Annotated in this window: 21 protein-coding genes; 5 read left to right on the plus strand and 16 right to left on the minus strand. The window is 51.5% G+C overall.

The window, feature by feature from the left end:
- Nucleotides 1-103 precede the first annotated feature (103 nt).
- The 11 genes from LI015_RS25815 to LI015_RS25865 all read right to left on the minus strand — a co-directional run bounded on the left by LI015_RS25815 (nucleotide 104) and on the right by LI015_RS25865 (nucleotide 12756).
- Complete coding sequence (locus LI015_RS25815; protein WP_002565129.1) at nucleotides 104-727, minus strand: DUF4867 family protein; 624 nt, start codon at nucleotides 725-727, stop codon at nucleotides 104-106.
- Nucleotides 728-862: 135 nt separating this feature from the next.
- Nucleotides 863-1780 carry an AraC family transcriptional regulator gene (locus LI015_RS25820; RefSeq protein ID WP_227126630.1) on the minus strand — a complete coding sequence of 306 codons (918 nt, stop codon included), beginning with the start codon at nucleotides 1778-1780 and terminating at the stop codon, nucleotides 863-865.
- 116 nt (nucleotides 1781-1896) lie between these two features.
- On the minus strand, nucleotides 1897-3165 hold the full coding sequence (locus tag LI015_RS25825; protein WP_289301011.1) for a collagen-like protein: 1269 nt from the start codon (nucleotides 3163-3165) through the stop codon (nucleotides 1897-1899).
- A gap of 137 nt (nucleotides 3166-3302) precedes the next feature.
- Complete coding sequence (amrS, locus tag LI015_RS25830; RefSeq protein WP_117625936.1) at nucleotides 3303-4130, minus strand: AmmeMemoRadiSam system radical SAM enzyme; 828 nt, start codon at nucleotides 4128-4130, stop codon at nucleotides 3303-3305.
- A complete protein-coding gene (gene amrA / locus LI015_RS25835) occupies nucleotides 4127-5533 on the minus strand; it encodes an AmmeMemoRadiSam system protein A (RefSeq protein WP_002572280.1) in 1407 nt (468 codons plus the stop codon). The genes amrS and amrA overlap by 4 nt, the downstream gene beginning before the upstream one ends.
- Nucleotides 5534-5621: 88 nt before the next feature.
- Nucleotides 5622-6809, minus strand: a complete 1188-nt coding sequence (locus LI015_RS25840; protein ID WP_002565134.1) for an SLC13 family permease — start codon at nucleotides 6807-6809, stop codon at nucleotides 5622-5624.
- Nucleotides 6810-6994: 185 nt separating this feature from the next.
- Nucleotides 6995-8749, minus strand: a complete 1755-nt coding sequence (locus LI015_RS25845; protein ID WP_227126631.1) for an adenine deaminase — start codon at nucleotides 8747-8749, stop codon at nucleotides 6995-6997.
- Between the two features lie 26 nt (nucleotides 8750-8775).
- Nucleotides 8776-10110, minus strand: coding sequence for an NCS2 family permease (locus LI015_RS25850; protein WP_002565136.1), 1335 nt, complete (start codon nucleotides 10108-10110; stop codon nucleotides 8776-8778).
- 227 nt (nucleotides 10111-10337) lie between these two features.
- The gene (locus LI015_RS25855; RefSeq protein ID WP_002565137.1) at nucleotides 10338-11090 is read right to left on the minus strand and encodes a GntR family transcriptional regulator; all 753 of its coding nucleotides are present in this window, start codon (nucleotides 11088-11090) and stop codon (nucleotides 10338-10340) included.
- A gap of 238 nt (nucleotides 11091-11328) precedes the next feature.
- Complete coding sequence (locus tag LI015_RS25860; RefSeq protein ID WP_002565147.1) at nucleotides 11329-11556, minus strand: HPr family phosphocarrier protein; 228 nt, start codon at nucleotides 11554-11556, stop codon at nucleotides 11329-11331.
- 210 nt (nucleotides 11557-11766) lie between these two features.
- Complete coding sequence (locus tag LI015_RS25865) at nucleotides 11767-12756, minus strand: substrate-binding domain-containing protein (RefSeq protein ID WP_038294799.1); 990 nt, start codon at nucleotides 12754-12756, stop codon at nucleotides 11767-11769.
- 200 nt (nucleotides 12757-12956) lie between these two features.
- Here LI015_RS25865 and LI015_RS25870 point away from each other — a divergent pair, with 200 nt between their 5' ends.
- Both LI015_RS25870 and LI015_RS25875 read left to right on the plus strand, forming a co-directional pair.
- The gene (locus LI015_RS25870; RefSeq protein WP_227126632.1) at nucleotides 12957-14513 is read left to right on the plus strand and encodes a response regulator; all 1557 of its coding nucleotides are present in this window, start codon (nucleotides 12957-12959) and stop codon (nucleotides 14511-14513) included.
- A complete protein-coding gene (locus tag LI015_RS25875; protein ID WP_002565150.1) occupies nucleotides 14510-16387 on the plus strand; it encodes a sensor histidine kinase in 1878 nt (625 codons plus the stop codon). The genes LI015_RS25870 and LI015_RS25875 overlap by 4 nt, the downstream gene beginning before the upstream one ends.
- Here LI015_RS25875 and LI015_RS25880 read toward each other — a convergent pair.
- The 5 genes from LI015_RS25880 to LI015_RS25900 form a co-directional block, all read right to left on the minus strand.
- Nucleotides 16374-17651 (minus strand): TolC family protein, encoded by a 1278-nt coding sequence (locus tag LI015_RS25880; protein ID WP_227126633.1) that lies wholly within the window; start codon nucleotides 17649-17651, stop codon nucleotides 16374-16376. The two genes, LI015_RS25875 and LI015_RS25880, sit on opposite strands and share 14 nt — an antisense overlap.
- A gap of 76 nt (nucleotides 17652-17727) precedes the next feature.
- On the minus strand, nucleotides 17728-18888 hold the full coding sequence (locus LI015_RS25885; protein WP_227126634.1) for a TolC family protein: 1161 nt from the start codon (nucleotides 18886-18888) through the stop codon (nucleotides 17728-17730).
- An 18-nt stretch (nucleotides 18889-18906) separates the two neighbouring features.
- Nucleotides 18907-21912, minus strand: coding sequence for an efflux RND transporter permease subunit (locus tag LI015_RS25890; RefSeq protein WP_002572268.1), 3006 nt, complete (start codon nucleotides 21910-21912; stop codon nucleotides 18907-18909).
- Between the two features lie 3 nt (nucleotides 21913-21915).
- On the minus strand, nucleotides 21916-23190 hold the full coding sequence (locus LI015_RS25895; RefSeq protein ID WP_227126635.1) for an efflux RND transporter periplasmic adaptor subunit: 1275 nt from the start codon (nucleotides 23188-23190) through the stop codon (nucleotides 21916-21918).
- A 260-nt stretch (nucleotides 23191-23450) separates the two neighbouring features.
- Nucleotides 23451-23987 (minus strand): GNAT family N-acetyltransferase, encoded by a 537-nt coding sequence (locus LI015_RS25900; RefSeq protein ID WP_227126636.1) that lies wholly within the window; start codon nucleotides 23985-23987, stop codon nucleotides 23451-23453.
- A gap of 198 nt (nucleotides 23988-24185) precedes the next feature.
- On the opposite strand from LI015_RS25900, the gene LI015_RS25905 reads away from it, so the two are divergent.
- From LI015_RS25905 to LI015_RS25915, 3 genes are all read left to right on the plus strand, one after another.
- The gene (locus LI015_RS25905) at nucleotides 24186-25085 is read left to right on the plus strand and encodes a LysR family transcriptional regulator (RefSeq protein ID WP_119204970.1); all 900 of its coding nucleotides are present in this window, start codon (nucleotides 24186-24188) and stop codon (nucleotides 25083-25085) included.
- Nucleotides 25086-25240: 155 nt separating this feature from the next.
- The gene (locus LI015_RS25910; protein WP_002565157.1) at nucleotides 25241-25915 is read left to right on the plus strand and encodes a response regulator transcription factor; all 675 of its coding nucleotides are present in this window, start codon (nucleotides 25241-25243) and stop codon (nucleotides 25913-25915) included.
- On the plus strand, nucleotides 25912-26979 hold the full coding sequence (locus tag LI015_RS25915; protein WP_118018617.1) for a HAMP domain-containing sensor histidine kinase: 1068 nt from the start codon (nucleotides 25912-25914) through the stop codon (nucleotides 26977-26979). Before LI015_RS25910 ends, LI015_RS25915 begins: the two co-directional genes overlap by 4 nt.
- Nucleotides 26980-26985: the final 6 nt, after the last annotated feature.

Here is a 26985-nt window from a genome sequence, read left to right on the forward strand (position 1 = left end):
AGTTCAATGCCAGAGTTTTGCTGGCATGATCACTCAAGATTCCGAGAGATCATATGATTGATTTTTATTGTTTGCATCTGAAAAACATCCATTATCATCTATATCAGACACTCAGGTTCTCACCCTTAAGGCCGATAAAGGCTCCCTCCGGCAGACCACCCTGGGCATGGCCGATAAGCCATTTATTCCTGGCAAATAAAAGCCTGTCCTCAGGGTCCTTCACTTCCACCGGCTCCATGTCCAGATTGGTGTCTCTTGGAAGGACAATCACGCACCTGAATCCCTCGTCCTTTACATGGCAGGGCGCATAGTGCAGGGTGGTTGCATATACCTCCACCGCTGTTCCTGCCGGAACCAGAAATGCCTCCATTCTGGATGTGTCGTATGTGTGGTCCTCCTCAATATCCTGCTGTTTTCCCAGTATCAGAATCAGGTCGTCCACAGCAATGTCCACTTCTGAATCCCGGTGGTATTCTACCGCATTCAGTTTCTTGTTATGTCCGTTGCAGCATCCTATCTGGATTGGCATTTGTCCGTAGATTCCATTCTCCAGCTCCTTTGCCGCAGGCAGGGCCTCCATCTCAGGCAGTGAGGGTATGTAAATAACATCCTCTGGTAAAGGCGTTTGCTCCATTGCCTTTAACAGACCGCTGAAATCATAACCTGTGATGACCCTTCCATAGGCTTTAAATGCCGGATCTGTCACCTTCTTGACTGTCATCCCCAATGTTCATACCTCCTTATATCGGGCCGTGCGATTTTCCATCAGCACCAGCCTGTTTTCTCTGGTATCCATTATAATATAAACGGGCAAAAAAAACGTGCTGTTATTTTACGAACTAACAGCACTTTTTTGCGATCTTCATTCCCCCGCCAATGACTTGCGGTTCCTCTGTTTTTGATTGGCCTGCTTCTGATTCATCTGCTTCTGATTCATCTGCTTCTGATTCACCTGTTTCTGGTTCATCTGCTTACGGTACTGGCTGGGCAGACAGCCGTACCGCTTTTTAAAGGCTTTGGCAAATGCCCTTGCATCGGCAAACCCATGGTCCAGAGCAATGTCCCCCACATAACGGTCCGAATTCAGCAATTCCCGCATGGCATATTTAACCCTCAAATCCATCAGGTATGTGCGGTATCCTGTCTGAGCATATTCCCTGAACATATGGGAGAGATAGGAGGATGTAAAGCCAAACCTGGACGCAACCATTTCCAGGCTCAGCTCCTTATCATAGTTCTCCTTCATATATTGCGTAACCTGGGACAGCTTATCCAAATGCCGTTTTTGCTGCACCCGGACCTTATCAATCTGCTCAATTCTGAATTCTGTCACAATCAGATAGAGGAACTCCATAAACTGGCTCTTTACCTTCAGGCGATAGCCGAATTCCCCTTTCTCATACGTCCGGTACATGGCAGTGACCAGGGCTACCAGCCTGGCCTTTTGGCTCTCATCCTTATCCGCAAAGGTGATGCGGGACTCATCGCTCATATATCCCTCAAAGGATTTCATTGGGATCTGCAGGACAATGGTAATATTGGGGTCAGGGCATTCAATGGAATGGATTTCATTGGGATTCACTATGACAAAATCATTGGGCTTCAATGTGTATTGCCTGGAATTAATGAAAAAATCCAGTGTTCCCTCCAGCACAAGGAACAGCTCCACTGACTGGTGCCAATGCTTGCTTACCCGGTAATTCCCATCCCTCCCCTCGAATATAAACATCCGAAAAGGAAGATCATCATTGGGAATCACTGTCTCGTATCTGAAATCCATCCTGCACCTCCATTTCCTGCCTGTCATTTACGATTTACAATAATCTCGGCAAACCATATTTAGAAAACCGTCATCCTGTATTCCTGCAAGGCCCCTTTTGCCATATCTGTTATGACTCACACAGGCCTGTTCAGCTTAAAAATCACCATGGTGACTGTCCCTTCCTGTGCCCTTGTATTGCTGTTAAAATACAAGAACAGCGTAGTGGACTGGGGCACTTCCACAATGAGAGAACTGGCTCCAAATGCGCTGCTTCTGGCATTTGCCGTCCAAAAGTATATGCCATATTCAATGTGGGAACTTCCATTGTATACAGGTGTTATCTGCATATAACCGGCATCCGCCAGCATGGATGATACCTGATAGGATATGCAGTAATACCCTGGAGCAAGCGTAATGCGGGTGGAATCTGTCAGGACAATGTTTCCGGTGGTATCCGCGACCCCCACTCCCACTGGTATCCGCTGGGCATTATTCCACACGCCGGCAAACGTGATAAAGGATGCAAACACATCCCCTGCTGCAGGCCCGGTGGCTCCGGTTGGCCCGGTGGCTCCTGTCGTGCCTGTGGCTCCGGCTGGACCGGTGGCTCCTGTTGTGCCAGGGACTCCGGCTGGACCGGTGGCTCCTGTCGTGCCTGTGGCTCCGGCTGGACCGGTCGCTCCTGTCGTGCCAGGGACTCCGGCTGGACCGGTCGCTCCTGTCGTGCCTGTGGCTCCGGTTGGCCCGGTCGCTCCGGTAGCGCCCGTGGCTCCGGCTGGGCCCGTGGCTCCGGCTGGGCCTGGGATTCCGGTCGGTCCGGTTGGTCCCGGAGTTCCGGCCGGTCCGGTGGCTCCGGTCGGCCCCGTCTCCCCACGGGGACCGGTTGTCCCCACCGGACCCGGGACTCCTGCTGCCCCTGGTATTCCCCGGGGACCAACAGTACCCGGATTTCCCTGGTGTCCCTGAGGTCCCTGGGGACCGGTAGGCCCTATGACTCCCTGAATCCCCTGGGGGCCCTGGATTCCCATTGGCCCACGGGGACCTGTGGGGCCGGTGACTCCTGCCGGGCCTATTTCCCCTCTGGGACCTTCCGGTCCCATGGCTCCGCGTGGTCCGGTATCTCCCTTGGGGCCCTCAGCGCCGGTATTTCCCTGGAGGCCCGGAGCTCCCTTAGGGCCGGCCGGGCCCTGCGCTCCCGTCACGCCTCTCTCCCCCGGTACACCCTGAGGCCCCTGGGGACCGGTGTCCCCCCTCATTCCCGCAGCTCCCATGGGACCGCGGGGCCCAGCGGGGCCTGTATCTCCCTTGGGGCCTGCCGGCCCCGCGGGACCCGGACAGCAGCAGCACTCCTTATACCAGCACCCTGCTCTCTCCCTGAAATCCTCCTCATTGCCATTCCACATGTTAGTTCCCCTTTCTGCACATATTTTGTAATAATACATTACTATCAATATATGCATCAGACCTGCACTGTTTCCGGGGTCTGTAAATCAGGGGACTTCGTATAGTCTGAAAAAACTTTATGCCCGGTGTTTTCTGCTCAGCAGTTACCGGTCCACACATACCTTAAATACTCCCTGGCAGTCTGGACCAGGGCATATACCCTGGCCGCATCTGTTGCGGGTCTGTCATCCATTTTCCAGCGCGGAAAAAACCTGGTTACATGGAGAGGAATCTCCGGGCTCAGGGATGATATCCAGCCCGCCATCTCCCTCATCTCCTCATCCGAGTCATTTTCCCCTGGAACGATAAGCGCGGTCAGCTCCACATGGCATCGGCGGCTGGCACATGTGATAAAATGCTTTACAGTTTCAAGATCACCGCCCAGCTTCCTGTAATAATTCTCTGTAAATCCTTTTAAATCAATGTTCATGGCATCGGCCACAGGCAGGATTTCATCCAGTACCTGATCGGATACGCTTCCGTTGGTGACAATTACATTTTTCATCCCTGCTTTTCTCACAAGACGCCCTGTATCCCTGACATACTCCCAGCCCACCAGGGGCTCGTTGTAGGTATAGGCAACACCTATATTTCCGTTTTTCCCAAGCTCTGCAGCCTTTTGGGCCAGCTCCTCAGGACTTACGGTCATGGACTCAAAATCCCCCTCTCCCGCCATGGATATCTCATGATTCTGGCAGAAGGGGCACCGCAGGTTGCATCCAAAGCTTCCCACCGACAATATAACAGAGCCGGGCAGGAACCGTCTTAAAGGCTTTTTCTCTATGGGGTCCAGGGCCATGGACGTGATTTTCCCGTAATTAACAGGAATCACTGCGCCGCCTGTATTCTTCCTGGCCCGGCACATGCCGGTCTGCCCTTCTTCCAGGCTGCACCGGTTCATGCATCCCCTGCACACAGCCCTCATGACTTTGCACCGTGACGGATAACCTCAAAACGTTCCAGCTGCACATCCGTCTCATCCTCACCTATCCCCGCCTTTTGCCTGGCGATGGACAATTGTTCCCTCACCGTGTCCACTCCCTCCAGATTTGGAAGCAGCAGTCCCCTTTTTCTGCCCTTGGTGACAATGACGCCGTAACGCAGCGGGTCCAGCTGGTCCTCACCCTGAATCTGCTCTGTCTCCCCCAGCACATCCACGCTGTATTCAAGGAAAGACAGTTCCTCCCTGCGGACAGACGGGAATCTGGGGTCATGGATGCCTGCACTCACTGCGTTCTGTATGATTTCCTCCGCAATATTCCTGCAAACCGGCTCTATCGTCCCGATGCAGCCCCGCAAAGCGCCGCCCTTGCGGACAGATACAAACACTCCCGCCCTTGTCTGAAGCATTTCCTCCGGCAGGCCTTCCTCTGCCCTGCCAAAGGGAATCATCCTTCCCTCATGCACATAATACTCCAGCGACCGGCGTGCAAGAGACACATATTCATCCTCTTCCATCTGCCGTTTTTTACATGCTTCCCTCTGGCAGCTCTCATATAAGTCCAGGAATCCGCGCCTGCCGTCATCCCCTGTGACCCGGAACGTACAAATCCCATAGCCCACCCCAAAGGGCCCTTCATAGGTGAGGCGCCTGGGCATAACTGCCTTTTTATCCATGGCTCCTGCCATCATGACAAAGCTGCGGTGGCCGCATTCTCCTGCCTTTTCGCAGAAGTCTTCCGGAAAAGCCAGCAGCTCCCCAAATTCCGCTTTTCCCATGACATCCATGATCCGCTCATCATATTCCGGCCCCTGGACACTGTACCCATAAGGCCCGTCCCCTCTCAATTTATGGGACAAATCCCCGCTGGCCACAATGAATACACTGCGCCCCAGATTCTCTGCTGCCCTGGCAATGTAGCGTCCTGCCCGGTAATGGTCGGCAAAGGACAGTCCGGATCCGCCGATCCGCACCAGCTTATAATCCCTGTAATGCTGGTTAATAAAATACAGCGGGACAAGAGTGCCATGGTCCAGCTCCTTTTCCCTCTCCCCCTCTGTACCCATAGGAAAATCGTCATCCCCGCAGAGTCTGTCCAGTTCCCTTACAAAGGCTTCGTCGTATCCGGCTTCTACCCCTATCTGAGGAGCCATAAACCGGCCAAAGTCTCCCCTGGCTTCCTTTCCCGGCGATACATGAAAATAGTCCGCATACATCACTGCATGGGGCGAAATCACCACAAGGGTGTCCGGCTTCAGCTCTGCTGCCATCCCGGCCGCCTCCTGGTATGCTTTAATAGTATCCTTAATCAGAATCTCCTGCCCTCTTCCCACATCCGGCACAATCAAAGGCGGATGGGGCACCATGATCCCCGCAGCCACAGCCATAATACCGCTCCTTTCCGTCCGGTGCGTTCCACCGCACCCTGCGATCTTTAACAAGCTCTGGTTTAAGTATAGCATTGGAAATCCTATTTTAAAAGGGGATAACCCACAAAGAAAGCACAAGAAGCACTGCCAGGAACAGCAGGTTAACCACGGTAAACCATCCCAGATACCGGCCTTTTTCCATGGGATACATGCGGGCGATATGCTTATAAGAAATAAGGCTCGCCATGGAGGCAATGAGGGTTCCCAGCCCTCCCAGATTCGTCCCCACAATTAAGGCACTGTAGTCCCCGGAAAATCCGGACAGCAAAAGGGCGGCAGGCACATTGCTGATAATCTGGCTGGCGCCCACACAGGTGATGATTTCCCGGCCCTCCAGAATCCGGCCCAGGAACCGGCAGAAAGCCGGCACCCTTCCCATATTGCCGATAAATACAAAAAATGCGCAGAACGTCAGGAGGAGGGAATAATCCACTGCCAGAAACAGGCTCCTGTCGGCAATCCACACCCCTGTTATCACAACGGCCAGCAGAAGCTGCCACGGAAGAATGCGGGCCACACACCCCAGGCTGAGCAGAAAGAGGAACAGATACAGGCCTAACCGGCCTAAGTAAATCCTCTTTCCTGACGCCTCCATACCCGCTGCTTCCTGTGAAAATCCGGGAAACCCGCTGACCATAGGCCCCTGTCCCCTGCCGTTCCTCTCTTTTCCCGGCATTCTGTTTCCTGCAGCCACTACGGCCAGACAAAGAACCAGCATCCCAAAGGATACCGCTGTGTAGGGAGCCATCAGCTCCATAAAACGGCCTGCGTTTAAACCGGCTTTTGAATACAGATAAAGGTTCTGGGGATTGCCGACGGGCGTCAGCATGCTTCCCAGATTGGCCGCAATGGTCTGGAGCACCACCACCGGCAGCACTAACGGTTCCATGCCGGCCATCTTAAGGACCGCGATGGCAAAGGGAACAAACGTGATCAACGCCACATCATTGGTAATCGCCATGCTGAAGAAAAAACACAGGAACACCAGTACGGCCGACACAGCCCCCGGACCCTTTACATAACCTAACAGCCGCTCCCCTGCCTTTTTAAACACTCCCAGGCTTTGAAGTCCGGCCATCACGGTCATCAGACAAAACAGAAGGCCGATTGTCTTATAATCAATGTAAGACCCATATTCCCTGTCCGGCCTTATGACCATGGCAGACAGAATCGCCAATATAACAGCAGCGCTCAGAACTGTTTCCCTTTTGACAAACCCTTTAACCTTATTCATCCTTCATTCCCCGCTTTTACGTTCATAATCTCACGACTGCTTACTATACCATCGAAAAGCCCGGGAATCAATACAAAATCTTTAAAACTTCAGATCCCTCCCCCGTTGATGCATACTCTGTCCTCCTCCCCCCGTTTCATCCGTCATTACCTGACAGTATCGTACACTGCCTGTAACCGCTATGATTACCGGAAAACAGGCATAAATGTCTGGGACTGTCCGTCCAGCACGCCCTTATCCGTCATAATGGCTCCCGGCAGGGCAGCCAGGGCAAAGGTGGACATCTTAAGCAGCGAGCTCTTTCCCGCGCAAAGGTCATACACTGCTTTTTCCACCTGTTCCACCTGCGGGGCCAGGCTGTCAACAGACAGCTGGGACATCAGCCCGGCAGCCGGAAGGGCCAGGCTTGCCAGCACCTTTCCATTGAGAACCACAGCTATGCCCCCTCCGCTTCTCTTTAAGGTCTCCGCCGCAATCCATGCATCCTCCGGGTCCCGGTATATCATGGTCAGGTTATGGCAGTCATGGGATACCGTGGTGGCAATGGCTCCTTCCGTGATTCCAAAATTCCGGATGGGAACAACGGTCCTCTGGTTCAGTCCATGCCGGTTGCATACACATGCCATAGCCAGATTCGGATCTTGCCTGATGCAGATATATCCGTCCTCAACAGGCAGCGTCTCATAAAAGGCCTTATTGAAGGGTCCGTCATACTTGCTGTATATCACCAGCGTCTCTCCCTGGGAAGCAGGCGCTTTCAGCCTGAAATCCCCGGGGCCGGACAGATAGGGCAGTTTCATGGTATTGGTGAACTTGAGTCCTCCGTCATAGGGACTTCCCAGATACCTTCCCTCTTCAGCCACAAGTTTCCCCCTGCAGAACACATGGCTGGGCTGGCGGCCGTCCAGGGCATCCACCAGCTGCATATCCGCCACATAACCCGGGGCAATCGCTCCAAGGTCATCAAACCCATACTCTCTGGCAGCGTTATAGCTGGCGTAACGGATGGCGTCTAATGGATGGGCACCATAGCCTATGGCCTTTTGGACCACCCGGTTCAGATGTCCTTCTCTGTAAATCACCCCTGCGTGGACATCATCTGTGCACAGGGAAACACTGTCATGCCAGCGATGGTCCCTGATTCCCTCCAGTGCATCCGGCAGATGGTTGGAAAGAGAGCTGGTCTTAAGGTTTACATGCATGCCCTGCCTGACTTTCTCCCTGCACTCCCGGGCACTGCGGCATTCATGGTCGCTCTCCGGTCCTGCCAGCAAGTAGGCTGCAAGGGCATCTCCCTCCAGGCGGGGGGCATGGCCCTGCAGATACAGATTCCGTTTCAGACCCTGGGATATGATGCGGCTCATTCTTTCATCCCCCCTGCATACATCCACATAATTCATGATTTCCGCGATTCCCAGCACCTCCGGCAGTTCCAGAAGGCGGGCAATTTCCTCCTCGCCGAATACAGCCCCGCTGTTCTCCGCTCCAGGCACAGAGGGTACACAGGAGGGAGCCAGCGCAAACTGGCGCAGGGGTGTTTTCTTTGCGTTGTCCAGCATGAAGCTGACCCCTTCAATCCCCAGCACATTTGCAATCTCATGAGGATCCATGACAATGGTAGTGGTCCCCCAGGGAAGTACGGCCCTTCCGAAATTCTCCGGAATCATCATGGTACTTTCCACATGAAGATGGGAGTCAATAAACCCCGGTATCAGGTAACGTCCTCCCCCGTCAAAAATCCGTTCCGAAGGCAGGGCCGGACATTCATTGTCTGTACGCACCCGCACAATGATGCCGTCCAGTATATCTACCTGGGCCGGGTAAACCTCCCCGGAAAACATGTTGACCAGCTGTATATTGCAGACAGTCAGGTCACAGGGGATTTCTCCCATAGCTGCCCTGACCATTTTTCCACGGTCCATCCACACTGCTATTTTCATACAATTTCCTCCTCCTTGGAAACAGATTAGATAAAAAACTGAATACAGGTCAACAGGGTAAATATAATGGTGAAAGGAGATGGAAGCTTATCCATTCCCCGCTCATCCGTAAACAGGTAGTACGCACTCTTCACACCACAGTAAGTCAGAAGGCCGATGCCAATGCCCTGAGATATCCCATAAAACAAAGTGGATATAATCAGCATTCCTACCGGAACCCACTCCTCAATCCCAAAGTCAATGGATTTAAGTCCCTGCATCATGACAAATCCGATAATGAGAAGTACCGGCGTGGTGGCTGCAGTGGGTATCATCAAAAACAGAGGGGCGAATAACACGGCCAGCAGAAAAAACAGCCCGGTAACCACGGAGGCCAGTCCGGTCCTTCCCCCCACCTCAATACCTGACGCACTTTCCACATAGCTTGTGACCACAGTCACTCCCATGCAGGTCCCTACAACGGACCCGATGGCATCCACCAGGAAGATCTTGCCGATAATAGGGAAATTTCCGTTTTCATCCAGCATGCCCATCTGCTGCCCCAGCCCCAGGGCAGTAGCCAGCGTCCCAAAGAAATCGCTTACAAAAAAAGCCAGTACAAAAGCAATGTACTCCGGTCTCAAAGCTCCCAGCACATCTGCTTTAAAAGCAATATTGCCCAGGGATGCAACACCTCCCGATGTGAATATGGATGAGGGTACCTGGACCACTCCCATGGGAATGCCAATCACAGTAGTGACAACAATGGCAATCAGCAGTGAGCTTCTGATTCTGTACTCTCTTCCTCCCGTCTTAATGCGGAGGAAATACAGTATGAAACATATGACAATACTGACGGCTGACAGAAGCACCGAAGGATCGGAGAAATCCCCGAATCCCCGGAAATCCGGATTCACCAGCCTGGCATTAACCAGGGCCGTGCGGATGATAAAAATACCCAGCCCTGCACTAATGCCAATCTTGATATTTTTAGGGATCAGCTCCACTATCTTTTCCCGAATCTTAAACAGGCTCAGCACCAGGAACAATATAGCAGAAATCATGGACATGCCAAGACCCACCTTCCAGTCAGCCAATCCCGGCACTACGATAGAATAAGTAAGCACAATGCCGGACGCAATCCCGGGAGCCAGAGCAATAGGCATGTTGGCCGCCACCCCCATCAGCATGGTGATAAACGCAGAAACCAGCGCTGTGGCAATCAGTATTCCCACTGTGTCCATCCCCGTATCCCGCATGTTTACCGGCTGCAGGATAATGATGTAGGCCATGGTGGCAAAGGTGGTCATCCCAGCCAGCACCTCAGTCCTGACGCTGGACCCCCGCTCCCTGATTTTAAAATGTTTTTCCAATGTGTTCATAGCTTCCTCCTTTGTATTTTTATTATTTAAGTTTAAAGTTAAATCGAAATAAAACCCCTTTTTTGTGTAAATCAGTACTATGATATTATGGTAATACCTTGTTGACGGCATGCTTTTATCTGTGCATACAGGTTGATAGGAGGCTGTGGAAAAATTCATTCCTGTCACATGCAGCCGTCATCACAGGAATGAATCTTTATAACTTACCCTCTCACAGGCCCTATGGATTACCCTTCCGCATGACGCAGGAGATTAAAACGGATGTGGCTGGTATCATAGAGAGCCACCCCGTGTATGACAGGCTCACTGTTCTGGTCGTATCCCACTGCCTGAATCATAAGCACAGAAGCTGCCTTAAGGGGACAGGGATGTCCCAGCATCTCTCCCGCCTCCTGCGCTGACAGGGAACTGACTTCTATCCAGTCCCGCACCACCATGCGGCCGGTATATTCCTGGATTACCTCAAAATTAGACTTTTCCTGCCAGTCCGTCCGGGCAGGTGTTTCTGAAAACAGATGGAGGGGAATACGCCCTACACTGACAATGGCCGGAATATCGTCTGCCAGATACAGCTTCTCCACCCGTATACCCCTGCCTCCCTTTCCGGTGCCAAGGTGTTCCCCAACGGAGGCCGGTATCCTCTCCTCGTCCACGGAAACCAGCCTGCACTCAGGCCGGTATCCGTTTCCGCTGATAACCGAACCGAATTCAAGCATGCCGGACAGATTCACCTTCACCTGCCTGGCAGCGGGATTCACAAATGTTCCCCTGCCGTGAATGCGCAGAAGCAGCCCCTCCTGCTCCAGGTCCGTCAGGGCCTTGCGTATGGTAATACGGCTGACCGCCAGCTGTCTGGCCAGTTCCTCCTCCGGCGGCAGTTTCCCCGCCTCATTAAAGGCTTTCTCTGATATCAGTTTTCGCAGCGAATCTTTCACACTGTCACTCAATGTCTTTTTTCGGATGGGTGCTATTGAAGGCATATTCTGTTTCCTTTCTATATCCGGCTTCACAATCTGAGGGCTTTTCCGTATGGCATTATAGTATCATGGTAATACCTTTATGCCCAGTCTATCATATCTGTTTTTTCTTGCATATGGATACTTTATACGAAATTTCCTTCACAACTTCAATAGATTACACAAAAAACCGGGCCGCAGCATCTGCTGCGGACCCGGTTCTTTATATGTAGAAATCAAGGAAAGTGTATCTGATATCTGACTATGCTGCAAATGGAGCGATTTCCTCCATCAGCTGGTCACAGTCATCTGTGTGAAGAATCAGTTCTACGGTTTTAGACTTTGCCAGTGATAATACACCTACAATAGACTTTGCATCAACCATACGGCTGCCGCATTTCACATCTGCATCGCACTCAAAACGGTTCATGATTCTTACAAAATTGATAATCTGGTCTGCCTGGTCAAACTTAACAAGGATACGTTTCATGTTGTTCACCTCCGTATGGTATTTTATTTAGTATCACTGTCAGATACTTGGGGGATGGTACTTACTGGTAAGTCCGCATCTGACAATGCCTGCTAACGTTATCTTTTGTTTGTCTTCCGACATATTTATAATACCACGTTCAGGTACTGGATTTCCATGGTAATATTTTTCTATCTCATGGAATATTTTCAAATATTATCCTTATATCATCTAAATCTGGTCCTTCCAGTAACCAATATTTTCCGAATCCACCTTTATGGGCTCTCCGGCTATGACCTCCAGCCCGCCGTCATGACCGTAATCCATGGGGTAGGTCCTGCCTCCCAGAAGCAGCTCCTGGTCCCCCCTCTCCTCAATACGGCCCTCAGACAGCTCCAGGCACACATACCCTGCCACCCTTCCCAGGTCCATGGGATTCCATATGTACAGCACCGGACAGACATCCTCAGGATCACTGCCCACATAGTCCTCCATCTGGTCCGGAAGTCCCAGGCCGATGACCTTTACCTTTGAGGCCTGGCCCCGCGCCTTCACCACATCAGCCGCTGCCTTGATTCCTTCCGTGGACAGGCAGCACATTACCTTCAGGTCAGGATAAGTCTCCAGCATCAGATTTGCCTTCTCGGCCGCCTTTTCATATTCCCCTTCCCCGTAGGCAATGTCCACCAGACGCAGGTCACGGTACTCCAGGTTCTGCAGCTCCTGCTTCATCATGTATATCCACTCGTTTTGATTGGCGGAACGGCTTCCCGCCGACAGGATGCCCCACTGGCCGCTGTGACCGCATATACGGTCCACCTCCCTGACCAGTTCCTTGCCCAGCTCCCTGGCATCCACCGGGCTTATGTAAATACTGCGGCTTCCCGCCTCCACATCCGCATCCAGGGTGATGACGGAGATTCCCTTTTCCCTGGCCTGGGTCAGGACCGGAGTCAGGGCATATTCATCGTTGGCAGCCACGGCAATGGCCTCCACCTTCTCGTCGATAAGGTTCTGTATCAGATGTATCTGCTCCTGGGCAGAGGGGTGGTCGGGGTACAGGACAATACAGTTCTTGCCGGCATCCTCCACCGTCTGTTTAAACCCTTCGCTGGCCAGCTCATTGTACCAGTTGTTTCTGGATTTCATGATAATGGCGTATTTTCCCCTGTTAAACTGGCTGCTCTGGCAGGAAAACAGGAACAACACGCCTGTCATCATGACCGCCCCCGCTATCCAAGCCCAATTTTTTCCTTTCACCCTGCCGTTCCCGCCTTCCTGCTGTTTTTTCCCAGTATATACCTAATGTCGTATTTTGTCCATTTCCGTTGCAAATTTATGATTTCTTGATACAATAGTTGTATCGGTATTGATTATTGTATACAAATCACTGCCTTTTAGAAAAGGATGGATGATGATAGATGAAACTTCTGATTGTTGATGATGAAAAACTGACCCGTGAGGGAATCCGGGACAGCTTGGGCCTGGAGAGCCTTGGCATCAGCCAGGTACTGTTAGAGGACGACGGCATACACGGCCTTAAAACCGCCCTTGAGGAGCGCCCGGATATTGTGCTCACAGACGTCCGGATGCCCAGGATGAATGGGGTCCAGATGGCGGAACGGATTTTAAAGGAGCTGCCCGGGACCAGTATCATCTTTATGAGCGCTTATTCCGACAAGGAATACCTGAAAGCCGCTATCAAACTGAAGGCTTTGGGATATGTGGAAAAACCCCTTGACATGGAGGAACTGGCCTCAGCCGTAAAGGAGGCAGTGGACAGCAGCAGGAACGAGAAAATAAGCCAGGCAGCAGCAAGGCTTCAGGAAAAGGAACAGCTGGGCCATCTGAGCCTCCTGCTGTCCCAGCCAGAGGAGGAAAGTCTTATAAAGGCAGGACAGCTGGCGGCGGACCTGGGTCTTTCTATCACCCATACCACCTGCTTCTGCTGCATTATCATTGACTGTGTCACTCCCTTATCCGCACTGCCGGAGGAACAGATGGACGGAATCAGGGATTATTTTATGGAGTATCTCACATCCATGGACATATCCCAGGCCTATGTGCTGAGGGGGGACCACCGCATTATTGTTTTCCTCCACTCCCCGGTGCGTCCCGCGGACAAGACCCTGTACGACTGCGCCGGTCTCCTGGCCCAAAAGCTTATTAAGATATGTCCCTTTTTCATTTCTCTTGGCCCGGTTGTAAGCGGAATGGACCGCGCGCATCTATCTTACCAGGAAGCCAGCGAACATCTGAAGGAGGCATTTTTCCACGACTACGGATTCATACTGACCCGCAATATGGAAACAGCTGTTTTCCGGCCGCCGGCAGATCTCCTTCTGGAATTTTCCATGGCCCTGTCCGAAAAGCAGGAGGAGGAAGCCCTGGACATCGTCAGGCGGCTGTATGAATCCTTTGTGCCAAACGACATGATTGGCCCCAGCCAGGTAAAGGATATCTATTACAAGTATTTCAGCAAGCTGGACGAACACGGCCTGGGAAGCTATATTTCCCTGTGGCAGAAGGAAGGACTGGAGTCTGAATCCATCTGGGAAGGGGTTATGAACTGCACCATCCTGAGGGAGCTCAACGACCTTCTGGCAGCAAAGGTGCGCCTGTTCTTTGAGCGCCTTCGTGGAAACAGCGTGGGAAATCCGGTGGTATTCCAGATAAAGGAATACATCCATAAGAACTATGCGCTCCCGTCCCTTTCCGTGCCCGATGTCAGCGAATACGTCCGCCTTTCATCCAGCTACGTATGTACTATTTTTAAAAATGAGACAGGACAGACCTTAAACCAGTACCTGACGGATTACCGCATCAAGATGTCCAAGCAGTTCTTAAGCGATCCCAGATACAAGATTGCCGATATTTCCTCCAAGGTAGGATACAGCGACGGCAATTACTACAGCAAGACCTTTAAGAAAATCGTGGGCCTGTCCCCTTCTGAATACAGGGAGAAAATGCTTGCATGAAAAACCCGTTCACAAAGCTGATTCACCATTATACCTATGACATGCGCCTGAAAACAAAGCTTGTCATATCGCACATCATCCTGGTTCTGCTGCCCACCGCCGTACTGTCAGGCTTTCTTTACCTGCGCATTTACGGCATTGTTATGGATGACAGCATCCGCTCGGAGCAGGCTTTGTCCGCACAGACCGTGACCTCCATCGAGAGTCTCGTTTCCCATGTGGGGCACGCCTCTGACACCATCACCGGCTCCATGATGGTACAGGATCTGTTCCGGGTACCCAGATCAGAGGCCAGTACCCGGGATATCTCCACCTCCAAGATGAACAGCCTGTTCCACCTGGTGCAGAGCATTACGGACCATTCCATGATTATGGATGTGAAGATTTATTATGATGACAGCGTGTACGGGGACCTGATGCAGTACAACAAGATAGGGAATGCCCTGTTTAACCCGGTTTCTTCCGTCAGCAGCAGCTACTGGTACGGCATTTTCAGCACCTCACAGCAGTCGCGCCTGCTGTGCCCGGAATTGTACCTGACACCGGACGAGACGGGAAAGAGCGGAAAGCTGGCCTATATTACCCGAATCCCTTATACCTATGAAGGCGGTACTGTGTCCGACATTGAAAATGCCTCCGCCTATGTGGCCCTGTATCTGTCCGGACCTGCCTTTGAGACGGTGCTGCGCAACGACGCCACGGTCACGGATGAGGCTGCCTTTCTGGTTAATGAGCGGGATGTAATTGTGTCCGCCTCAGATATGGGCTTGGCCGGGAAATACTTCATTCCCCGCCGTGATTTGGAGCAGCGGGTGGGAAAGGAAAAGACCTTTTCCCTTGTTTCCTATCTGGACGGCTCTGCCTATGTCGCCTATTTTCCCATCGCGGACACGGACTGGTACATGATGTCCATTATTCCTGCCCTCCATATCGGAGACGCCGGAAAGGCGCTGATGACGCATTTTGCCATGATTTACCTGCTGTTCACCGCCCTGGCCCTGTACACTGCCTTCCGCCTGTCGGGTTCCATTGCGGACCGCATCATAGGCGTGGCCCTGCAGATGGAGACGGTGCGCACAGGCCCGCCCCAGCCCATGGATGTGGCTGACACGGGCTGCGACGAAATTGGTGTGCTCTCCGATACCTACAACTACATGACAGAAGAAATCATCACCTTAATGGACAGCCAGAAAAAGGCTTCGGATGAGCTTCGGATGGCGGAATTCCGCGCCCTTCAGGCCCAGATTAATCCCCATTTTCTCTATAATACCCTGGATATGATTAACTGGCTGTCCCAGACCGGGCAGAGCGAGAAAGTAACGGAAGCAGTCCAGATCCTGTCCCGTTTTTATAAACTGACTCTGAGCCGCAGGGAGCTGATGAACTCCATTGAGAAGGAGCTGGAGCATGTAAGCCTTTATGTGCGTCTCCAGAACATGCGGTATGACAATTGTGTGGCCTTTGTGGTGGATGTGCCGGAAGAACTGTGCGAGTACACAATCCCCAAGCTGACGTTCCAGCCCATTGTAGAAAATGCCTTTCTCCACGGAATCATGATGAAGGAAGAAAAAAAAGGCAGTATCCTGCTAACCGGCTGGCCAGAGGGAGATGATATTGTATTCATCATCTCTGACGACGGGGCAGGCATACCGCCTGAAACGCTTGATACTTTAAAGGATGATGTGAATGCCGGCACCGGCTCCTCCGCCAGCCCCAGGCACACCGCCTTTTCCGGCCATATCGGCATCTACAATACCAACTTAAGGCTGAAGAGCCTGTACGGCGAATCCTACGGCCTCTCCATCACCAGCACCCTGGGCAAAGGCACGGAGGTTACCGTTCGGATCCCTGCCAGACATATCACGTCTGACTGATTCCTTTCACATCCCAGCAATATGATTCATAGGCCGCTGTCAGGTTCATGGCAGCGGTCTCTTTTGCTGCCTTTTTCTGCAGATAGGATGCCTGGCCCTCCAGGTACTGCGTGCCTGTCAGCAGTCCGGCCTGCTGCTTTCTCTGGAGTCCTTCGTAGGTCAGCTGGGCGCTCTGAAAGGCAGTGAGGGCCGCCTCATAGGCTGTCTTGCTGGCCTGGAGGTTCTGGTAGGAAGCCAAAAACGCTGCCTCCTTTGTCCCCTCCGCCTCATCCACCAGCTTGAATCTGATATTTATTTCAGTGGTACTGCTGGCTGAGGTGTGGCGGGCATTCTGCACGCTCTTGTCATTTCCCATGGCCCTGATCTTATCGCTCTCATAGTCCACGGCTTCAATGGCGGCCATATCCGGCTCCGGTACGGTTCCTATGACCACCTGGCTGCTGTCCTCAATCCCCAGCATGGTAAGAAGCTGCTGCCGCAGCTGACTGGCCTGGAGCCTGAGGGATTCCAGCGAATTTTTGGCAGTGTCCAGGTTTTTTTGCGCTTCCTTCAGCTGGGCCTGGGTGGCGGAACCGGCTGCCTGCTTTCTCCCCATGGCCTCAAAGGCGGCCTGTAAGGACTCAACCCGCTTTTCCTGGTATTCCACGTTCTGCACCATCTGGTTGTAGGAATTCATCAGTGTCTGGGCTGTCATGGTAAAGGTATCCGCGGATTTTTCCAGGCTGCGGGTGCTCTTTTCACTGGTCATGGTATCCAGCTGGCTGTATATACGGCTGGCTGAGGATTTTAACATGGCGGCATTGGAAGCATAGATTCCGGCTGTCTGGCTGTCCTCATCGTCCATGTCCTCCGCCTTATCCTCCATGTTGTCCTGCTCCCGCTTAAGGGTGTCCCATATTTCCTGGTAGGCGTTTATATTGTCCTCATAATCCTCTATGCTCTCTTTTAAAGACAGGTTCCCCTGTTTCAGCAGTTCCCTCAGATTGCCGTATTCAATGATTATGGCACCCGCTGTATTCCCTGCGGTTTCCGGGGTGGTGCTGACTGCTCCGGCCTGGGATATATCCTTAGATATGTCCTGAGATGTGTCCTGAGCTGCATAGGAAGTCCGGCCGCCGGCTCCCCACAGGCACAGTACCATTGCCAGAAGAACTATTTTAACCTTTTGGGTGTTTCCTGTCTGCGTGTTTCCCGTTTCTGTATTTCCCGTTATTATGTCCCCCCTGTTCCTGCCGCTCTCCTTTATATCACTGCGGTTTCTCATTTCTGTCCCACCTCGTTTCGTTCTGCCATTTCCTGTGCTTTACACGGTTCTATTCCGTCTCCCATATGCTCACATCCTATGACACGGACGCCAGTCCGTCCACCGACCAACGGTATTCCAACTGGGCCTTAAGCAGGGCCAGCTTCTGTGTGCGCACATTGACCTGGGCCGCGGCAAAGGCGGTCTGCTGTGTTACATAATCGTTCCTTGTCGTGGTTCCGGCTGCCATTTTCCGCTCCGCCGTCTCCATGGCTGCCGCCTCGATTTCATACGTATTAAGGGCCTGCTCATAGTCGGATTTGGATATCATCATGCTCTCGTATGCATTCTTTATGCTGGAAGCAGCTGTCTCCTTCTGGCTCTTTAAGCTCTGTTCCAGACTGGTTTTGTTGGTGCCGCTTTTTGCATTGGCTATTTTCTTTTCAAGTATTTTAAGGCTGTAGTTATTTTCCACTCCCCTGGATACATCTTCCTCCAGGTTAATGGCTGTCATTCCCTCCAGGTCCGGCTCCGGCACATCCCCTATATCCACCTGCGCCCCGTAGGTCCATCCCAGCATAAGGCAGAGAGTTTCTTTTGTCTGCCCCAGACTGCTCTGGGCCGACAGCAGGGATGCATCTGCCGATGTGACGGCCTCCCGGGCCGACAGCACCTGGGCCTGGGTAGACATACCCGCACTCAGGCGGTTAAGCGTCTGGTCATAGGAGGACCGGGCCTGTATCTTATTCTGTTCCAGGCTCTCCAGACTGTATGTCTGGCTCCAGTAGCTTATCATCAGCTCCTGGGCCTCCTTCACCAGACCTGCCTCTGTCTTGTCATATTCCAGCTTTTTGACGTCCCCGTCCTCCACATTGTCGTCTCCCTGCTCCCGCAGATTATCTGCCTGAATCTGGCTGCTCAGATAGGAGGAAAGGCGGCTGGCATAATCTGAATCCGACGAATCAGGATATTCCAGGCTTCCGTATATATCATCGGCGGCATCATAGTAATCATCCGCGATATCGTCCGCGTCCTCGCCCCGGAAATCCTCATACTCCAGCTGGTTCTGGATCACCGTGTTATTGTATACATGAATCAAATCCGCTATCTCTGTGAATTCTAGCTGATTATCCCTGAGGGAAGCCCACTGTTCTGCGGTATAGGCAAACTCCGGGGTGCCGGCCCATGCCGTCACCGGCATGGTGCCAAGGCACAATACCACTGCCAGGCATCCTGCCCCTATTTTTCCATGTTTCATATGATTGACACCTCTTTCTTAAATATCCAGTACAACCCGTTTCTTATCACCGTTCATAAGCGCATAGTAGATTGGCAGTATGAACAGAGCCACCGCCACGCCCACGCTGAGTCCGCCGATGTTAACAATGGCCAGACCCTGGGTGGTGGAACCGCTGTCCCCTATGGCCAGGGCCATGGGAATCATGGAAAGGATGGTGGTAAGGCTGGTCATCATAATGGGCCTTAAACGTGTGGCGCCGGCCTCAATGAGGGCTGTCTTTAAATCCATGGTCATGCGGTATTGGTTCACTGTATCCACATAGAGGATACCATTGTTAACAACAGTGCCGACCAGAATCAGGAAGCCCAGGATAGACGTCATACTGATGCTGACCCCCGTAATCTGCAAAAGCCCGAAGGAGCCAATGAGGCTGAATGGTATGGTAGTCATTACCATGAAGGAAAACTTCGGTGACTCAAACTGCGCTGACAGTACCACAAATACCAGGAACACAGCAACGGCAATCGCCTGGTACAAGGCTGCAAATTCCTCCTGCATCATTCGGTTCATGGAGTTGACGCCCCTTTTGATGGTGCCGCTTAAGTTGGGGTTTATGACCTCGCTATCTATGGCGGACTGGACATTTCCCCCTGTATAATCTGCTGTAATGGTTATCTCATATGCCTTATCCGTCTTGGAAATGGAAGCCGGGCTGTCCTTATAATAGATTTCCGCCACATCCGTCAGGGCCACATAGCCTCCGGAAGGCTTGGAGAGTATAATATCCTTCATCTGGCTGACCGTGCGGTACTCATCCTCCGGGTACTCAGCCATCACGCTGACCTCCCTGCCGTCCACATCCAGGGTGGTCACCTCTTCGCCGTCCATCATCTGCTTTACCTGGGAACCAATCTGGGATGCAGTAAGCCCCTCCGCTGCCGCCAGTACCGGGTCCACCTTCACGGTAACCACAGGCGCTGTATTTTCTATGCTGGAATGGACGTTCATCACATCGTCCCTGGCCGTCATCTCGGCAACAATCTTGTTGCTGACTTCCTGGAGCTCGTCGTAATCTGTTCCGTTAAGGATGACTTCATATCCCCGGTTCCTGCTCATGAAGCTCATGGACGAGGATGCCTCCACTGTCACCGTACAGTTATCCAGATCCGCCATCTCTGTCTCCCACTGCTCCACTACCTCGTCGGTGCTCATATCCCTGTTGTCCCTCAGATAGGCTGTTATGGTACCGCTGTCATTGTTATAACGCAGCATGTAGGATTCCACATCCGGATGCCCCTGGACAATCTCCTCTGCCTGCAGCAGCATGGCATCGGCATTTTCCGACAGCAGCCCCGGCCTTGTTTCGATGGAAACACTGACCGTTCCCGTATCGTCCGCTGTCATAAGCTCGGTTTCCATCCCGCTGGCCAGAAAATAGGCTGCAATCACCAGGATTACAGATGCAATCATGATAATGGCCTTGTGGTTTAAAAGTCCGGGCATGATGCGGCGGTATCCGTTCTGTATCCGCTCCATGGGCCGCGACATCGGCGCCTGCATCCTCTCCTGGGGCTTATACGCCATATATGTAAGGGGAACAATGGTAATAGCCGACAAAAAGGAGGCGAGCATACAGAACACGATAACGTATCCCATGGAGCCGAACATCTGTCCCGACATACCCTGCAGAAATACCAGCGGCAGGAAAACCACGCAGGTAGTCACCGTGGAGCCCAAAATGGACTGTAGCACAATGTTTGTACCTGACAGGGAAGCCCTGGCATATCCCAGAAGGCCCTTGTCCTCCTCTGTCTCGATGGCCCTGAAACAGCTCTCCAGCACCACGATGGAGTTATCCACCATCATGCCCACGCCCAGCACCAGACCGCTCATGGTAATGATGTTCAGAGAAAAACCGGCGCTGGTCATCAGAATCAGGGACACCAGGATAGAGGTAGGTATGGAGCTTCCTACAATCAGGGACGCCTTATAGTCCCCAAAGAAAATGAATATGATAATCATGGAAATCACGGCTGCCAGCACCAGGGTAAGGGCCACATCCTTAAGGGAGCTGAGAATGCTGTCCGCGCTGTCCCTGACAATCCTGATATTCAGGTTCTCGTCGTCCGCCTCCAGGCTTTCGATAACCTCCTGGACCTCGGATGACACATCCATGGCCGTGCTGCTCTGCTGCTTGGTGATGGAAATGGAAATAGTGTCCTGGCCGTTGTAGCGCGAGATACCTCCCCGGCTCTCCTCTGCCTCATAAACCTTGGCAATGTCCTCCAGATACACAATTTTTCCGCTGGAGGTGGTGATGGGGACTTCCTTCAGAGCTTCTATGGTCTCATGCTCCAGGGACGTTGAAACAGAAAGCTCCAGTTTTCCGGATACAGCATCGCCGGATGGGTAGGAAAGATTTGCCGTGCTCATGGCAGTGGACACGTCGCTCATGGTCACCTGATACTGGGCCATCTCATCGGATTGAAGCTCAATTTTATAATATTCCGACTTACCGCCCATGGCCTCCACCTCTGCCACAGAGGAAATCTGTTCCAGCAAAGGCACCACGGTCTGGTCCACATAATCGTACAAATCCTCCTGGGAAGGATTTGATATGGAAAGCATCATGGTGGTTCCCGCATTGTTATTCATCTCCATGACAGAAGTCTCCGCGTCGTCAGGGAGCTGGCGGCTCAATGCATCCAGACTCTGGGATAAATCATTATATGCGTCATCCATATCGGTGCCGTAATCATATTCCAGCATAATCATGGCCCTGTTTTCGCTGGAAGTGGAGCTCATGCTTTTCACGCCCTCTATGGTCCCCACCTGGTCTTCTATGGGCTGGGTCACAAGTTCATCTATATCCTCAGGACCAGCCCCGGAATAAGACGCTATGATAATCAGCATGGGCTGATCCGTGTCCGGCATCTGTTCCAGCGTGGCATTAAAAACGGAAGAAATACCGAATACCAGAAGGCAAAGCAATGCCATAACCGTGGCCACCGGACGTTTTAATACAAACCTTGTCAATCCCATGGGTTATGCCTCCTGTTCCGCCTGTGATGCTGCATGTTTGCTGTCTTCCCCGCCTGCTGCTGTTCCTCCAGACTGTGTTTCCTCCTCGGACTGGTTCCCTTCTCCGGACTGGAACTCTTCTCTGGACTGAAACTCTTCTCCGGACTGGGTTTTCTCTCCGGCCTGTGTTTCTTCTCTAAACTGTGCCTCTTCTCCTGGCTGCACCTCATCCCTCAACCGTATTTTCGCCCCCTCATACAGGTTGGAGCTCCATGTGCTCACAACCATGTCATCGGCTGACAGGCCGGAAAGAATCTGGGCATGTTCCTCATCCTCCAGTCCCACTTCCACCTGGGCCATGGATGCGGTGCCGTCCTGGTACAGATAAACATAGGCATTGCCCCCGCTGTAATAGATGGCATCAATGGGAACCACCATTGTATCCAGTGCCCGTTCCGTCACAAGATTTAATTTCACCGTGCTTCCGGCTGCAATCTCCTGTGTGTTTTCAATCTGGGCCTTTACCTTGAACAGCCCTGTATCCCTGTCAACCATGGAGTTGATTTCGCTGATATATGCCTTGTATGTAGTTCCGTTCTTCTGGATTTCCAGCTCATCGCCCACATTGGCGTTCTGCATCATGCGCTGGGTCACATAGAAGGAAACTATGTTCTCTCCCTCGCCGGCAATCACGCACAAATCCTGGGACTGGCTCACCCGGTCATACACCTCCACGTCAAAGCTTTCAATCTTCCCATTGATAGGAGCGGTGACGGAACTGTACTGCACCTGTCTTTCGTAAGCCAGTTTAGCGGACTCATACTGGAGCTGCGCGGACTTCACCGCATTGACATACTGCTCGTATTCCTGCTCAGACAAATCGCCGCCGCTGTAAAGAATCTGCATTCTTCTCAGGTTGCTCTGGGCCTCTGAAAGGGATACAGATGCAGCATCCATGGAGTTCTTTGCCGTCTCCACCTGCTCTGTATCAATCTCAAACAGGACCTGGCCCTGTGTCACCATGTCCCCTGCCTTCACATATACCGCCGTGACGTCACCTGCTGCCTTTGCATAGATATGAACCACATCAGAAGGCTCCACTGTGCCGGTAAGCCCTGTGGTAAGGATAATATCGCCGGAGGACGGCTGTTCTGCCCTCACCACTGTGACAGAAGCCTCCTGTCCCATAGGCATGCCGCCCTTTGCTTTTTTTCCTCCCTTCATTACAATCATAGCCACAGCCAGTATGACAATGATTCCGGCTGCAATGCCTATCTTTATTTTCCTGCTCTTGCTCATATCCAATCTCCTTTGCTGGTTTACTCAACTGATTCCTAATATTAAAGGTTGAAGATTAATTCAACATTAACAAAACAGGTATGAATGTCATTTATTTCACGTGATTCTGTGAATTTTTTGTGACTTTACCTGATGTCTGATGCAGCAGCATAAGCTGTCCGAAAACAGAACTAAAAGACAGGCAGGTACACACATACGGTACCTGCCTGTCTTTTAGTTCTGTTTGGACTTGCGATGGAGGCGATGACAGCCAATGTGAATTAAACTGCTCCATTGACGCCGGCATCCCTCTTAAGCATTTTTTCATAAGCATATTTGACACTGTTATCAAACCATATGGTTCCGCAGTAGTCAAAACCGTTCTTTTCCAAGACATGCCTCATAATAGCATTTTTCTCATCGGTGTCAACCCGAACGCTGTAAATTCCATTTTGAATACACAGCTCTTCAATGAGCTGAAACGCAATACTTGCTATACCATGCCCACGGTAAGCCCCGGAGATTGCCATACGGTGGACTACCGCATAGGGAAGATCGCTTTTCCAGCTGCCCTGCAGCGTTTCATAGGACGCCTCACCCGCAAAATCAATGCAGAGGTATGCCGCAGCGTTAGAACCCTCCTCGATAAAATATCCCCGCCCATGCTCCAGGTCCCCGATGATGGTTTCCATATCCGGGTATCCGGTCTGCCACTGGTCAATGCCCTGCGATTTTAAGAACTCTTTGGCTTCATCGATCAACGCCATTGCTTTCTCTGCTTCTTTCCTATCTGCTGACTGTAAAAAAAATCGTTCCATACGTTGTACCTCCGTCTTTTTATTTTTGAATCTCCTGAATTTTCGTTCCGCAAAACCATGTGGCAAGGAAACCAGCTTTGACAAATCGCACTTGCCCTCCTTCCTCTTGTCTGCTATAATAACACAAAACAATGCAGCGAACAAATCAAAGTATTTATATATATAGTTCAATTTTCTTGAAGTATTGGAGGAAAACCCATGGAGCTTAAATGTTTAAGAACATTCCGCACGATTATTGATGAAGGCGGTTTTTCCAAAGCTGCCAAAAAGCTGAATTATACACAGTCTACCATTACGTTTCAAATGAATCAGCTTGAACGCGACTTATCCACTACTTTATTTGAAAAAATCGGCAGGAAAATGGTTTTGACAAAAGCAGGAGAGCATCTGATTCCTTATGTGGATGACATTCTCCAGTCCGTGGACAAGTTATCTTTTTTAGGCGAACATTTATCGGAATGCCAGGGAGATATCCAGATCGGCGTTGGCGAAAGTCTGCTATGTTACAAACTTCCCGCTATTTTGAAGGAATTTCACAGGCAGGCTCCGAAAGCCCGTTTGTTCCTGCGCTCTATGAACTGTTATGATATTCGGGATGAGCTTTTCAGCGGCGGATTGGATTTAGGCGTATTTTATGAGGATGTGGGAGGTTTTGGCTCGAATCTTGCGGTTAAGCCTTTAGGTGATTATCCCGTGGTTTTGGTGGCGTCCCCCGAAATACAAAACAGATACCCGGATTTTGTGACACCGGACAGAACCATTCCGCTCCCTCTCATCATCAATGAACCGAACTGCATTTTCCGGCAGATTTTTGAACAATATCTTCGTGATAAATCAATTATTCTCGACCATACCATTGAGCTGTGGAGCATTCCCACAATCAAAAATCTTGTTAAAAACAATGTGGGGGTTTCCTTTCTTCCCGAATTTACAGTAACAGAGGAATTAAACCATGGTGAATTGGTGAAAATTCCAACCGCTATTTCAGGCACAAAAATCACTGCCGTCTGCGCGCACCATAAAAACAAGTGGGTCAGTCCGCTCATGCAGCTGTTTATCAGTTTATGTGATTCGGTTTCCTGCGGCAGGGAGCGGTAACCGGCCTCTCTGCGTCTGGTATCGCGATTGTAAAACATAAACATCCTAAATAAAAAAATAAATATTCTTTCATTTTCTGATGATTCGTTTATGTTTACTTTATAAAAAGATGTTATATATGTATAATGAAATGTAACAGAGGGAGGTAATGGAACATGTTTCAGATACTGGTTGCGGAAGATGACAAGAATACCCGGCGGCTGATGGAAGCTGTACTGAAGGAACACGGCTACCATCCCATCCTGGCATGCGACGGCCTGGAGGCCTTGAAATTATTAGATACCCACCATGTAGACCTGGTTATCCTGGACATCATGATGCCCGGCATGGACGGCTATGAGTTCACCAGACAGCTGAGGGCTACAGATTACACCCTGCCCATTCTCATGGTCACCGCCAAACAGCTGCCGGAGGACAAACGGAAGGGATTCATTGTTGGAACAGATGATTATATGACAAAGCCCGTGGATGAGGAGGAGATGATTCTGCGCATCCGGGCCCTTCTGCGCAGGGCACAGATTGTGAACGAACGGCGCATCACCATCGCAGATGTGTGCCTGGATTACGACTCCCTGACCGTAAGCCGAGGGGATGAAAGCCAGACGCTGCCCCGCAAGGAGTTCTATCTTCTTTACAAGCTCCTGTCCTATCCCGGCAAGATATTCACCCGTATCCAGCTCATGGATGAGATATGGGGCATGGAATCCCAGTCGGACGACAATACCATCAATGTACACATTAACCGGCTTCGCAAGCGTTTTGAGGATTATCCCGAGTTTACCATTGAAACCATACGCGGCCTGGGCTACAAGGCGGTGAAACATCTATGAGACACAGGAGAAACCGGAAACCACTGGGTACCATGACCCTCATACTGACCGCAGGTATCTTCTTAATCATGCTCACGGTCATGACCCTGCAGGGATTTTTGATGTACCTGTACTGGAAGATTTTCTACCAGGCTGATATTCCCATCCCCCAGTTCTGGCGCCCCATTCCCCTGCTGGCCGTGCTCAGCGCCGTGGTTGGCGCCGGCCTCACCCTGCTCTTAAGCCGCATCCCCCTTAAGCCCATCCGCGACCTGATTGAGGCCATCAACCAGCTGGCGGATGGCAACTTCAAGGTGCGCATCCACCTGGACCTGAACCGTGAATTTGAACGCCTCTCCGAAAGCTTTAACCGCATGGCCCAGGAACTGGAGAACACGGAGCTGCTGCGCTCTGACTTCATCAATAATTTTTCCCATGAATTCAAGACTCCCATTGTATCCCTGAGAGGCTTTGCCAAGATACTGAAAAATGACAGACTCACAAAGGAGGAACGGGACGAATATCTGGATATCATCATAAGTGAATCCAACCGCCTGTCCCAGCTCTCCACCAATGTGCTGAATCTGTCCAAGATAGAAAAAATGAGCATCCTGTCCGATATGGAATCTTTTGACCTGTCGGAAGAAGTGCGCCAGTCTGTCCTGCTGCTGGAATCAAAATGGCAGAAAAAGGACCTGGAACTGTTTATTGATATGGATGAACTGGAATACCGCGGAAATAAGGCGCTCCTAAACCAGGTATGGATTAACCTGATTGACAACGCCATCAAATTTTCCCCTCAGAACGGAAAGATAAAACTGAAGCTGCACAGGAAGAAAGACCAGGTGGTTTTCCAGATTCTGGACAATGGATGCGGCATGGATGAGGAGACAAAGAACCATATATTTGACCGTTTCTACCAGGGAGACAGCTCCCATACGGCAGAGGGAAACGGCATTGGCCTCACGGTGGTGGAAAAAATCGTACACCTCCACAAAGGTCAGATCCGAGTCGTCAGCGAGGCCGGTATCGGTACCACCTTTACGGTGAACCTTCCTATTATCCCACCGCCTTCGGTTCTGTAAGTTTCT

It is taken from the genome of Enterocloster sp. 210928-DFI.2.20 (assembly GCF_020554465.1).
In the GTDB taxonomy this organism is placed as follows: domain Bacteria; phylum Bacillota; class Clostridia; order Lachnospirales; family Lachnospiraceae; genus Enterocloster; species Enterocloster bolteae.